Annotated in this window: 13 protein-coding genes and 1 pseudogene; 8 read left to right on the forward strand and 6 right to left on the reverse strand. The window is 46.3% G+C overall.

Going from position 1 to position 12,454, the window contains the following annotated elements; all coding sequences use genetic code 11:
* Positions 1–104 precede the first annotated feature (104 nt).
* Positions 105–1,217 carry a tRNA 2-thiouridine(34) synthase MnmA gene (gene mnmA, locus V4C51_RS07200; protein ID WP_330925469.1) on the reverse strand — a complete coding sequence of 371 codons (1,113 nt, stop codon included), beginning with the start codon at positions 1,215–1,217 and terminating at the stop codon, positions 105–107.
* A 272-nt stretch (positions 1,218–1,489) separates the two neighbouring features.
* Here mnmA and icd point away from each other — a divergent pair, with 272 nt between their 5' ends.
* From icd to clpA, 3 genes are all read left to right on the forward strand, one after another.
* Entirely contained in the window at positions 1,490–2,746 is a 1,257-nt protein-coding gene (icd, locus tag V4C51_RS07205) for an NADP-dependent isocitrate dehydrogenase (RefSeq protein WP_330925470.1), read from the forward strand.
* A 369-nt stretch (positions 2,747–3,115) separates the two neighbouring features.
* The gene (gene clpS / locus V4C51_RS07210; protein WP_330925471.1) at positions 3,116–3,472 is read left to right on the forward strand and encodes an ATP-dependent Clp protease adapter ClpS; all 357 of its coding nucleotides are present in this window, start codon (positions 3,116–3,118) and stop codon (positions 3,470–3,472) included.
* 21 nt (positions 3,473–3,493) lie between these two features.
* Positions 3,494–5,791, forward strand: coding sequence for an ATP-dependent Clp protease ATP-binding subunit ClpA (gene clpA, locus V4C51_RS07215; RefSeq protein WP_330925472.1), 2,298 nt, complete (start codon positions 3,494–3,496; stop codon positions 5,789–5,791).
* A 70-nt stretch (positions 5,792–5,861) separates the two neighbouring features.
* Here clpA and infA read toward each other — a convergent pair whose 3' ends face one another.
* The 3 genes from infA to aat form a co-directional block, all read right to left on the reverse strand.
* Positions 5,862–6,080: a translation initiation factor IF-1 gene (gene infA, locus V4C51_RS07220; RefSeq protein WP_252180026.1), complete on the reverse strand. Its 219-nt coding sequence runs from the start codon at positions 6,078–6,080 to the stop codon at positions 5,862–5,864.
* 128 nt (positions 6,081–6,208) lie between these two features.
* Positions 6,209–6,916 (reverse strand): arginyltransferase, encoded by a 708-nt coding sequence (locus V4C51_RS07225; protein ID WP_330925473.1) that lies wholly within the window; start codon positions 6,914–6,916, stop codon positions 6,209–6,211.
* Complete coding sequence (gene aat, locus V4C51_RS07230; RefSeq protein WP_330925474.1) at positions 6,913–7,623, reverse strand: leucyl/phenylalanyl-tRNA--protein transferase; 711 nt, start codon at positions 7,621–7,623, stop codon at positions 6,913–6,915. The genes V4C51_RS07225 and aat overlap by 4 nt, the downstream gene beginning before the upstream one ends.
* Before the next feature lie 122 nt (positions 7,624–7,745).
* Here aat and V4C51_RS07235 point away from each other — a divergent pair, with 122 nt between their 5' ends.
* From V4C51_RS07235 to V4C51_RS07245, 3 genes are all read left to right on the forward strand, one after another.
* On the forward strand, positions 7,746–7,967 hold the full coding sequence (locus V4C51_RS07235; RefSeq protein WP_330925475.1) for a hypothetical protein: 222 nt from the start codon (positions 7,746–7,748) through the stop codon (positions 7,965–7,967).
* A 420-nt stretch (positions 7,968–8,387) separates the two neighbouring features.
* Positions 8,388–8,792, forward strand: coding sequence for a hypothetical protein (locus tag V4C51_RS07240; RefSeq protein ID WP_330925476.1), 405 nt, complete (start codon positions 8,388–8,390; stop codon positions 8,790–8,792).
* 257 nt (positions 8,793–9,049) lie between these two features.
* Complete coding sequence (locus tag V4C51_RS07245) at positions 9,050–9,331, forward strand: 4a-hydroxytetrahydrobiopterin dehydratase (RefSeq protein ID WP_330925477.1); 282 nt, start codon at positions 9,050–9,052, stop codon at positions 9,329–9,331.
* A gap of 33 nt (positions 9,332–9,364) precedes the next feature.
* Here V4C51_RS07245 and V4C51_RS07250 read toward each other — a convergent pair.
* Together V4C51_RS07250 and V4C51_RS07255 are read right to left on the reverse strand one after the other, a co-directional pair.
* Positions 9,365–9,532: pseudogene (locus tag V4C51_RS07250) on the reverse strand (IS1 family transposase); the annotation flags it as partial.
* Between the two features lie 383 nt (positions 9,533–9,915).
* Entirely contained in the window at positions 9,916–10,803 is an 888-nt protein-coding gene (locus V4C51_RS07255) for a hypothetical protein (protein WP_330925478.1), read from the reverse strand.
* 118 nt (positions 10,804–10,921) lie between these two features.
* On the opposite strand from V4C51_RS07255, the gene V4C51_RS07260 reads away from it, so the two are divergent.
* Entirely contained in the window at positions 10,922–11,479 is a 558-nt protein-coding gene (locus V4C51_RS07260) for a DUF1285 domain-containing protein (protein WP_476577892.1), read from the forward strand.
* A gap of 467 nt (positions 11,480–11,946) precedes the next feature.
* Positions 11,947–12,414, forward strand: a complete 468-nt coding sequence (locus tag V4C51_RS07265; protein WP_330925479.1) for a hypothetical protein — start codon at positions 11,947–11,949, stop codon at positions 12,412–12,414.
* Positions 12,415–12,454 lie beyond the last annotated feature (40 nt).

Consider the following 12,454-nt stretch of genomic DNA (forward strand, 5'->3'; position numbering starts at 1 on the left):
TCGTCAAATAGCCCCACTATTATCCTCAGAAGCAGAAATTTTTATCCTCAATTTCTCGTAATCCTCGCTACGGGCGCTATTCTCGGTCAGGCTCCTAGTATTCGTTATACCTGTGGTGCCTGGGCGTAGCGAGTTTCAATGACGCCACCACCGAGACAGCAGTCTCTATAATAGAACACCGCAGACTGACCGGGAGTCACTGCACGTTGAGGCTCATCAAAAACCACCAGGTAACTTCCGTCTTTTCTTTGGGATAATGTACATGCCTGGTCCTGTTGCCGGTAGCGCGCTTTTGCCATCAGTTTTTTCGGTAGAAGGGGAGGGTCGCCGGCAACCCAGTCAATGGTTGATACCACTAAGGCCCGAGAAAAGAGTAAAGGGTGGTTGTTACGCTGGCCAACGACCAGTACATTCCGCGCAAGGTCTTTCTCTAGCACATACCAGGGGGCATCATCAGCTGATTTCAAACCGCCAATTCCCAGCCCCTGGCGCTGACCGATCGTGTGATACATCAAACCGGCATGCTCGCCGATAACGTCGCCATCAGTGGTTTCAATGAGTCCGGGGTGAGCTGGGAGGTATCGTGTCAGAAAATCCCTGAATCTGCGCTCACCGATAAAGCAGATGCCTGTACTGTCTTTTTTGTTAAAAGTAGAAAGATCATAGGCTTTGGCAAGTTTTCTCACCTCGGTCTTAGCTAAATCACCCACAGGAAAAAAGGTTTTGGCGAGTTGTTCTTTGCCAACGGCATGAAGGAAGTAGCTTTGATCTTTGTTTGCGTCAAGCCCTTTGCGCAAGGTAACAACGCCACCCACTTCTACACGACGGGCATAATGCCCCGTCGCGATATAGTCAGCACCCAACGCTAAAGCGTAGTCGAGAAAAGCTTTGAACTTGATTTCTTTATTACACAGGATATCAGGGTTTGGGGTGCGGCCATTTTTGTATTCATTCAGGAAATGTTCAAACACATTATCCCAGTATTCTGCGGCAAAATTGGCCTTGTGGAGCCTGATGCCCAGTTTGTCACAGACGCTTTGGGCATCGGCCAGGTCATCCATGGCAGTACAGTACTCAGAACCGTCATCCTCCTCCCAGTTTTTCATAAACAGACCTTCTACCTGATAGCCTTGTTGTATCAGGAGCAGAGCTGAGACAGAAGAATCCACACCGCCGGACATACCGACAATGACACGTGTTTCTGATGGCTGCTTCATGAACCGAGTTGACCTGAAAAAAATAATCGCTCTATTCTACATGGCCCAAGCCACTTGCCAAGCTCAGATAGCGTTATTTGTGTGAAGTGACCCGCTTGCTTCGATATTTGTCACAAAATCCGATTTATTCCTTAACACGGTTAGTATATCTTATTACCGGTTTATTGGGGTTGAGTGTATTGTTGCGGTTATTGTACGAGTATTTATAAAATAGTCGGGTCAATGCAATCATACAGCGTTCAGCCTGGTCATGACATAAGATGGAGTTACTCATGGGATACCAGAAAATCCAGGTACCGGCTACCGGTGAAAAAATTACCGTTAATGCAGACATGTCCCTGAACGTGCCTGATCAACCGATTATTCCTTTTATCGAAGGTGATGGCATCGGTGTGGATGTTTCTCCGGCCATGCTGAAAGTTGTTGATGCCGCAGTAGAAAAAGCCTATGGCAGCAAACGTGCTATTTCCTGGATGGAAGTATACTGTGGTGAAAAAGCGACCCAGGTGTATGGCGAAAACACCTGGATGCCTGAAGAAACCCTCGAAGCCATGAAAGCGTTTGTTGTCGGCATCAAAGGCCCCCTGACAACACCGGTTGGTGGCGGTATTCGCTCACTGAACGTCGCCCTGCGCCAGGAACTCGACCTGTATGCCTGCGTGCGTCCTGTTCGCTGGTTCAAAGGCGTACCCAGTCCTGTAAAAGCACCTGAAAAAACCGATATGGTGATCTTCCGTGAAAACTCCGAAGATATCTATGCGGGCATTGAGTGGCTGGCAGGCTCACCAGAAGCGGATAAAGTGATTAACTTCCTGCGCGACGAAATGGACGTAACCAAGATCCGCTTCCCTGAAAACTGTGGTATTGGTATCAAGCCTGTCTCCAAATCAGGTACTCAGCGTCTGGTGAAGAAAGCCATCCAGTTCGCTATTGATAATAACCGTGACTCCGTGACCCTGGTTCACAAGGGTAACATCATGAAGTTTACTGAAGGCTCCTTCAAAGACTGGGGCTACGAGACAGCCGCTGAGTTCTTCGATGGAAAACCCCTTGACGGTGGCCCATGGCATGTGATCAAGAACCCGAACACCGGCACGGACATCGTCATCAAAGATGTGATTGCCGATGCTTTCCTGCAACAGATTCTCATGCGTCCTGAAGAATATGACGTGATCGCTACCTTGAACCTCAATGGCGACTATGTTTCTGATGCTCTGGCAGCTCAGGTCGGTGGTATCGGAATCGCCCCAGGCGCGAATATCGGGGCAACTGTGGCAATTTTCGAAGCCACTCATGGCACTGCACCCAAGTACGCGGGTCAGGACAAGGTAAACCCTGGCTCCGTGATCCTGTCTGCTGAAATGATGCTGCGCCATCTGGGCTGGACAGAAGCCGCTGACTTGATCATCAAGGGCATGGATGGCGCCATTGCTGCCAGGACTGTGACTTATGACTTTGAGCGACTGATGGATGGTGCTACTTTAGTGAAATGCTCGGAGTTTGCCGACGCTATGATCAGCCACATGTAATCCGGCAATGCCGGGACAAGTTTCCCATCCCGGCTTTTTTCAGCGAATACCCTGAGGCGTCCCGGACGCTTTTCAGGGTTTTATCAGCTTCTTACTACCAATTTATACCAATGGCCTTTTTTCGGACGGTTCAGGGTAAATGTTCCGACAAAAAACTGCCCCCTTGTTCTGTTTTTTCTTTTATCTGACTTTTTAATTCCTGCCTTATGATTGTGCTTTCTACCGGTATCTTTAGAATAGGTATCAGGAATAATGCACTTTTGGGAGAATTCAGCCCGAATTTTGGCTTGATTCTGCAGGTAGAGGCAATTATTGCCCCATTTTTAATCGCCAAAGAGAGATGGCCGACAACAGCTGCCAAGACTTCGTATGAGTAAACTCAGTAGGTTTCGTCTAAACTTGGGGAGTGAAGGGTATGAACGGGAGAGCGATCAGGCTGTAGCCGTCGCACCGGAAAAAACCCAGCTGAAACCCCCTTCCATGTATCAGGTTTTACTCCTGAATGATGATTTTACCCCCATGGATTTTGTAGTTGATGTCCTGGAGAAGTTTTTTGAAATGCCAACGGAAAAGGCTGCTCAAGTGATGTTAACTGTCCACACTGAAGGAAAAGCTGTTTGCGGAATATTCAGTAGGGACGTTGCGGAGACAAAGGCGCAACAAGTTAATCAGTACTCAAGAGAAAATCAGCATCCCCTGTTGTGCAAAACAGAAAAGACCGATTAGCGTTTTCAGGGTGACATTAATATGCTCAATAAAGATCTCGAACTGACACTCAATAGCGCGTTTAGAGATGCAAGGAGCAAGCGTCATGAGTTCATGACCGTTGAACACTTGCTGCTTGCCTTGCTCGATAACGAGTCAGCATCGCGTGTCCTAATTGCTTGTGGCGTTGAGTTAGACAAACTTCGTAAAGAACTGGCTGACTTTATTGATTCAACCACACCGCTTATCTCCATCAATGATTCAGACCGTGAAACACAACCCACCCTTGGTTTTCAGCGGGTGTTGCAACGGGCTGTTTTTCATGTGCAAAGCTCGGGTAAAAAGGAGGTTACCGGCGCTAATGTGCTGGTTGCTATCTTCAGTGAGCAAGAAAGCCAGGCTGTTTACTTCCTGAAACAACAGGATGTGGCGCGTATTGATATCGTTAACTATATTGCTCACGGGATTTCCAAGGTGCCAGGGCAAGAGCTTGAAGAACTCGGCACAGACCTGGTGGAAGAAGGGGAGTCAGAACCTTCAGGCAAAGACCCGTTACGCAACTATGCAACGAATTTGAACGACCAGGCCCGCCTTGGTCGTATTGACCCTTTGGTTGGGCGAGCAAAAGAAGTGGAGCGAGTCTGTCAGATACTGGCCAGGCGCCGTAAGAATAACCCGTTACTGGTTGGTGAAGCCGGGGTGGGTAAAACGGCTATTGCTGAGGGGTTGGCAAAACGTATTGTTGATGGCGAAGTCCCTGAGGTTCTCGCTCAGGCAACCGTTTATGCGCTGGATTTAGGGTCTCTTTTAGCAGGCACAAAATACCGTGGTGACTTCGAAAAACGCTTTAAGAAGCTACTAAGTGAGTTGAAGAAACTCGATCATGCCATTCTTTTTATTGATGAAATTCATACCATTATTGGGGCAGGTGCCGCCTCTGGAGGGGTGATGGATGCGTCCAATCTTCTTAAGCCCCTGTTAACCTCTGGTGAACTTCGCTGTGTGGGTTCGACCACTTTTCAGGAGTTCAGGGGGATTTTTGAAAAAGATCGCGCCTTGGCACGGCGTTTCCAGAAGGTCGATGTTGTTGAACCAAGCGTAGAAGATACGGTGGATATTCTCAGGGGACTCAAAAAACGATTTGAAGAACATCATAATATTGAATACAGCGACGATGCCCTGAAGGCTGCCGCTGAACTGGCCTCACGTTACATTAATGATCGACACATGCCGGATAAAGCCATTGATGTGATTGATGAAGCCGGTGCTTACCAGAGACTCCAGGTAGAAGACCTGCGAAAGAAAACCATTGAAGTAGACGATGTTGAAAGTATTGTGGCTAAAATAGCACGCATTCCACCTAAATCGGTATCTGCCTCTGATAAAGAGATTATGGGAAAGCTGGAGCGTAACCTTAAGATGGTGGTATTTGGTCAGGATGATGCTATTACCTCACTATCAACGGCGATCAAATTATCACGTGCCGGATTAAAGGCACCGGAGAAACCCGTTGGCTCTTTTCTCCTTTCGGGACCTACGGGGGTCGGCAAAACCGAAGTTTGCCGACAGTTGGCACAGGCAATGGGGATAGAACTCGTTCGGTTTGATATGTCAGAATACATGGAGAGCCATACTGTCTCACGCCTCATTGGCGCGCCTCCAGGTTATGTAGGGTTTGACCAGGGGGGGCTATTGACCGAAGCCATTAATAAAACCCCGCACTGTGTTCTTTTGTTAGATGAAATTGAGAAAGGGCATCCTGACGTTTTTAATCTTCTGCTCCAGGTAATGGATCATGGCACGCTAACAGACAATAATGGCCGTAAAGCTGACTTCCGTAATGTGATCTTAATTATGACCACCAATGCAGGTGCGGAAAGTATGAACCGAAGTTCCATGGGCTTTTTGGAGCAGAACCATACGACTGACGGCATGGAGGTAATCAAAAAGACGTTCTCACCTGAATTCAGGAATCGCCTGGATAGCATAATTCCTTTTGCACCATTAAACGATGAAATCATCAAGCATGTAGTGGATAAGTTCCTGACCGAACTACAAGCCCAGCTCGATGAAAAAATGGTGCAAATTGACGTGGATGAAAAAGCTCGGACATGGTTGTCTGAAAAAGGTTTTGATCGCCAGATGGGTGCACGGCCCATGGGGCGTGTTATTCAGGAAAACCTGAAAAAACCGCTGGCTGAGCATTTACTGTTTGGTAAACTGGCTGAAAATGGGGGTACAGTAAAGGTCACTGTTCGAAAGGGAGCGCTTTACCTGAAAATTGAAGCAGCCAGGAAGCAATCATCAGAGCTTGAGGCCGTGGACGGTGAAGCCAGCTAAGCTGAGAGCCTTTTATAGCGACAATAGACAATAATATAGCAACAAACAAAAGGGGCCCTTCAGCCCCTTTTTAGCGGGAACGATAGGTAATGCGGCCTTTAGTCAGGTCGTAGGGTGTCAGCTCTACTTTAACTTTGTCACCGGTTAGAATGCGGATATAGTTTTTACGCATTTTTCCGGAAATGTGCGCCGTTACAACGTGACCATTTTCCAGTTCAACGCGAAACATAGTGTTAGGCAGGGTGTCAATGACAGTGCCTTCCATCTCCAGACTTTCTTCTTTCGCCATCCAATCATTACCTCAATACTTGCTAAAAATAAGGGGGGTTATCGGAAACCCCCAGTCTATTCGGGCCGTATTCTGCCTGAAAATCCCTTGTAAAGTAAAGGGAACTTACCTTTACCGGCGCATACGTATTACCGCAAACGAGACCAGCGGTTTCCAATTAAAATCTCCATGGGTCGGTAATCGGTTTTATAGTCCATCTTTCGGCATCCTTTTACCCAGTACCCTAAGTGGACATATTGCTTACCCAATAAACGGGCATGCATGATCTGCCAGAGAATACAGAACCGCCCCAGACTCCGCTGGCGGAAGTCAGGATGATAAAACGTATAGATGGCAGACAAGCTATCTTTGAGCGTATCAGTTACCGCTACAGCGACCAACTGTCCTTCCAGCCGAAACTGATAAAAACAGCTGAAATCAGGGCTATCCACCAAAAAGCCGTTAAACTGTTCAACGCTTGGCGGGAACATATCGCCGTCTTTGTGCTGTGTATTAATATAATGCTCATACAGAGTATACAGTTCAGTATTCATTGTTGGGTCTTGGCAGATTACTTCCAGGTCCTGATTCTTTTTCCAGGTGCGTTTCTGACAGCGTGTCATGGAAAATTCGGCAACAGGAATCCTGGCTGGAATACAGGCGCGACACCCCTGGCAGTGGGGGCGATAGATATGGTTGCCACTACGCCGAAAACCAATGTCAGCCAGGCGACTGTAGAGAGCCGCATCCAGTTTTTTTTCCGGGTCCATAAATAGCGTAGTGGCCTGCTTATTTGCAAGGTAGCTGCAACTATGGGGCTGGGTCGCATAAAATTTAATATTTTTCAGGGCAGTCATTGTGTAAGGTCATTCCATTGCCTTTCCACTTTCCAGTTTGCACCGGTTGGCGTTTGTGAGCAATAGGTGTCCAACTGTCGCACAAATTCAGCTCTGGGAATGGTCGAGGCACCTAATGTTGCCAGGTGGCTATTGCGCACCTGGCAGTCAAGCAATGAAAACTGCCATAGTGACAAGTGTCGACACAAAACCACAAAAGCGTATTTTGAGGAATTATCACGCCGACTAAACATGGATTCCCCAAAAAAGACCTGACCGATGGCAAGGCCATAGAGTCCACCCACCAGCGTATCATTTTCCCAGACTTCTACCGAGTGGGCATGTCCCAGCTCATGAAGCACTTCATAGGCTGATATCATATCCCGGGTAATCCAGGTATCACTTCCTGATTCCCTAGGCTTGGCACATTCTCTGATAACCTCGGAAAAAGCCCGGTCAAAGGAGAGATTAAACGCTGTTTTACGTATGAATTTTTTTAGTGATTTCGAGATATGAACATCTCTGGGGTGAAGAACTGTGCGAGGGTCAGGACTCCACCAGAGGTAGGGTTCATCATCATTATACCACGGAAAGATACCCTGTCGATAAGCGTCAATGAGTGTTCCAGGCAAAAGATTGCCTCCCACAGCCAAGAGACCATCAGGTTCATTAAGCGCATTGCTTACGTCAGGAAATACCGGGCAATCGGGGTCTAGCCAAGGTAGCATCTTTTCTGTTCTCATCGTGGGGATTTTTGAGAGTATACCCTGATTGAATAGCACCTTGAGGATTGACAAGTTTGGCCTGAACAAACAGTCAACAGCAATTGCGGAGGACTATTCTGCTCAATATGGCTTCTGAAGAAGCCGGCAAGCTCTGTGTCGGTGGCGTTGGTCTCGTCATTTTTGATAATTATGCGCTATATTCTCTGCCTGTTGAGGGTATTGAGCAATTTGTGAGTAATTCGCACCAACCACCAACCATTAAAGGGTTCAAAGGTGGGGTGTTTTGGCATCAATATTCAATGAGAAAGTCAATCTCCTGTCTATGGTTCTCTTTTCCCTTTACCTGATAGTTGTGTGTTAAAAGAAGTGTCAACCCGTTAAGAAGCCGTTTTTCAGACCCATTTGTCGGGGTCGCGGTATTAGCAAGACTTTTAAGACTGCTTCTTAGCAGGGCAAGAAGGGCAAGGCTGTTCTTTTTAGTGCGTCTTTTTTGTCGGCCTGAAAAGCATATCTCTGCTTTTTATGGGCTATTTACGGTCTGTAGTATCCCGTTTTAACTAAAAAAATACGTTAGTGCTTTTCTTTTTGACTGGAAATGTAATAGAATTTCTAACCACCTATTGATCACCTGTTTCTTACCAGCCGCATTTAATGAAGAACAGCTCATTTCTTCCTTACACGTCTTTTGCCTGCGCGCTTACTGGCTGTGCTGGTGAGGGCATTTCTCGTTAAAAAATACGATAACCTTTTTGGAGGTATGCAAATCTATGGGTAACCTGAATGTAGGAGACCGCTTCGTCAACACTTCTGAAGACATGAACATCATTGAGCAGAATCGCCTGCAAGCCCTTATTGAAATCACCGAACAACATAACAAGGAAGTCACTCAGTTGAAGTCCCGGATTGAAACCTATGAGCAAAAGTCCGAGAAGCTAAATAAACAGTTGAAGGCGGCTGATGCTGAGCTGAAAGCCTTGCGTGTTCACAACCCCGATCGTATGAAAAAACAGATCAAACGTCTTCAGGAGCAAAATCGCACCCTGACCGGCGAAAATACGGCATTGAAAGCCAAACAGAAGCAATTAGCGCAACAGCTGGACAGCTCTAAACAAGAGCTTGAGCAGTTGCACAAAGAGGCTGCTAAACAAGAAGGTGAAGAAGAAAGTAAGTAAACAGCCAAGCAGGTTATTCTTGCCCCTCAAACCGTGATGGGTAATCTCATGTTCTTCACTGGAACGGTTTGGCAGGCAAACGTGTTAACGGGGGCTCGTAGCACAATCCCTTGCGGTTCTTGTGGAAGGGGGAGTTCCCCGTTTGACAGGCTTGCACCTTGTTTGTCGTCCTGTGTGAAGCCTATTTCACTTATTCTTCCTATTTTTGTATATACTGTAGTAGCTTTATGGTCTGGTAAAACACAGGAGACAGTGTCATGATTCAGTGGCAGCGGTGCCAGTATGACAACATTGATCACCTTGAAAAAACCTTTTTGTTCAAGAAATACTCCCGGGCTGTAGCGTTCGCGAATACCGTGGCAGGTTTGGCTGAAGCTCATATTCATCATCCAAGACTTGTCGTTGAGTGGGGTAAGGTTACCGTTGCCTGGGGTACTCATGAGTCTGAAGAAGGTTCTGGTATTAAGGCAATTGATCAAATGCTCTCAGAGAAAACAGATCAGCTTTATAGACTGTTAAATGAAAAAGTAATTTCCTGAGACTGTTACCGGGTCGGGCAAACGGGTTATGTTTCAAATAGGTTGATACCACATTCTTGAGATGGACTTCCCGGTGACCTTGTCATAAAGTTTTTCTAACCGAGAAAAGCAGATGGTTCTGCGCGTTAACCGCTTCAGGCGGGCGCTAAGTGTCAGATTAGTCCTCTCAATACTTTGTGTCAGCTTCCTGGTAATAACATGGATGTTTGAAGTGGTGTGGATGCCCTTATTGACCAAAGCCACACCCAGCCTGAAAAACCGTGTTGATCTTGCTATTGAGCGGGGGGTGCGATGAGAATCCCGTGCACGTATTTCCAATGAACTACGAAAAGCTATGAAAGATAGGCGTTTTTGTGAAGGAAAAAAAGAAGCCCGAATCACTGGGGGGAGCGATATCGGGCTAAGACCATTTAATAGGAGCAAACTAACACAAAATATTGCGCGTAAGGTTATTCGGTCTCGAGTCAGTGAACCAGTGGGGGTATCATTGTCACTGACAGTTAGCATTATGGACTAAAATAGAAAAACATCTATTCTAATTTTATACTTATTTATAATAAAAATAATATATTTATTCATTAATCCTAATGCTTGAGATCAGAAGGGGAGGTGATCGGCGCCGATGACCCGTTCCGCTTCAATTCTTCCAGTTTTCGCGGTGACATATAAAAGTCACCTTCACTCCCTTCTAGAATACCATGCCCATGCCAAGGGAGCAGTTTATAGTCACTGTGGTGGGTATAGTCCATGAAGGGATATTTGATGATCTGGAAATAGGGAGAATAATCAAAGTCACTGGGCTTACAGATTTTAGGGTTTCTCTGAAAGAGCTGGACACCTTCTTCCCCACTGTGTTTTACCAGGGGAAGAATGGGAAAATGAATAAAGCTGAAGGCTTCTGCAATCATCGTCGAGCATACAGTTTTAGTTTCCGCACCGGGTGAGTGCTGAAAAAGCGATGAACGCCAGCGCCGGGGTAAAATCGCGTAAGGAAAAAAGAATCGGGCCAGGTCAAGAATCTGGCGAACATCATAATCAAGCCCTAAGCGACTGACGGCATAATGGATAACCTGCTGACTGTCACTGAAGCTTAAACCATTCGGACGGCAGATACGGAGATGTTCTCCCTGGTAGCGACTAAGGGGGTGAACTACAGTACCAAATCCGAGTTCACTTTCCAGAATCAGTTGCTCATCAGGAGAACCATGATAAGCTTCAGCGATGGTTTCCCGAACCCTGCAATCTTCAATATCATGCAGGCGGCCAATGTACAATATTGCGTGGGACCAGGGACTATGAGTAATTTGTTTGATCACCTGACTGACACGAGAGCGCCCCTCAATAAGGACAACATCGCAAGGTTTCAATTCATGGCGAATACGCTCAAAATCGCACATGGGACTGGTAATTTTCTGTACTTCGTGGGTTAACCAGTCGGTTAAAAAGCTGATTACAGGTTTCAGCAGTCTCATGTCACCATCCCTGACGGTAGTGGATCATCTGCATTAACTGACAATAGAATAAACAACAGTACTTTGTATTAGGTTAGCACTAACAAATGGCAACAAGCCGGATCTAAGAGGTTATCTGATGAAAAAAAGCCAACAATCGCCCGCGGCTCTGATGGAAGCACTCAAGCCACACGTCAATAGCTCGACACTACCGCCGGTTCATCAATGGAACCCACCTTTTTGTGGTGATATTGATATGCGTATCTTACGGGATGGGCAATGGCTGTATATGGGGACATCTATAAAGCGTCCTGCCATGGTCAAGTTGTTCTCCTCAGTACTTCGCCGGGATGACGATGACTGCTACTACCTGGTCACCCCTGTCGAGAAGGTCAGAATTCAAGTGGACGACGTTCCCTTTGTTGTTGTCAGCATGACATCAACCCATGAGGGTTTGGTTTTTATCACCCATACTGACGATCTTGTTTTATTAAGCGAAGATCACCCGCTTTGGGTCACAGAGAACGACAGAGGTGAGCCATTGCCTTATATTCGCGTGCGAGACAGGCTGAATGCCTTGATCAACCGCAATGTGTTTTATCAGTTGGTGGAGCGTGCTGAAATTAACAAGACAAGCCAAGGCGATGTATTGACAATCACCAGTGCCGGGCAGACGTTTACTATCGGCGAAGTGTAATTGTGGCTGCCCGTATAAGGGGGCTGAAGCCCAAAAATACGAAAAATACGAAAAATACGAAAAATACGAAAAATACGAAAAATACGAAAAATACGAAAAGTTGCTTTAAGGGACTATGTAGGGCATCTGAACACCCTGCCTTCTAGCTCCGTCTCTTTAGAACTGACTGTGAGAGCAACATCACTTTTGAGATCTGTGTAGAGATGCTCTGAGTACTTTCTATCTATCAATGCTAGTGGTATTCAACCCCATATTCTTGTAAGGGTAGTTATAGCTATGCTCCCGCCTATTACGATAAATAGAAGAGAAGTGAATTTAGTTATCAGCGAATTGTTTTTTATTTTTTTCAGAAAAAAGTTTTAAAATAATATATACCTTACCAAGGTGCTAAGTAGTTAGTCAAACGAAATCATATATTCCTGTCCGAATGACTCAAAAGGGGTTTGAGTTTCAACAGGATGGGGGGGGTGCCGCCCAATATAGACAAAACCCGGCATAACCTGTCGGTTTACAGTACTTCTGAGACTTACTCAAAAGGCGAGGTTTATAAGAAGTCGGAGACCTATAGCCGGGCTGAGGTGGATGTGAAAATTACAACCGGTGGCTATGCGTTGCTGGATTTTGGCACGATCACTACAGACGAAAGGCATGTTAAAGATAACCCTTTTGGTAATAATACCCCAGTACAGGTTATCGCCGAATGTCAATATCAGGGAGTTTGGTCAGCGATACCTGTAGTCCGTATTGGTCATTCTGGCTCATCAGGGGTAAACGCTCTGTACGTTGAGAATGAGGGGATTGTTGTACAAACCGCCAGACAATCGTTAGCCACCAACGCGGATTATCAGTGCAATGCTTTCGAAGATCTTGATGGCTATCTTCATGAGCTACCCTGCAGGGTTCACGTTTGGCGTTTGACTCCGCCGTCCTCTTAATTTTCCTCGCATAGGTTTGAATCAACTTCCAAAAAATAAC

This window comes from Candidatus Sororendozoicomonas aggregata, assembly GCF_031528575.1.
GTDB classification, from domain to species: domain Bacteria; phylum Pseudomonadota; class Gammaproteobacteria; order Pseudomonadales; family Endozoicomonadaceae; genus Endonucleibacter; species Endonucleibacter aggregata.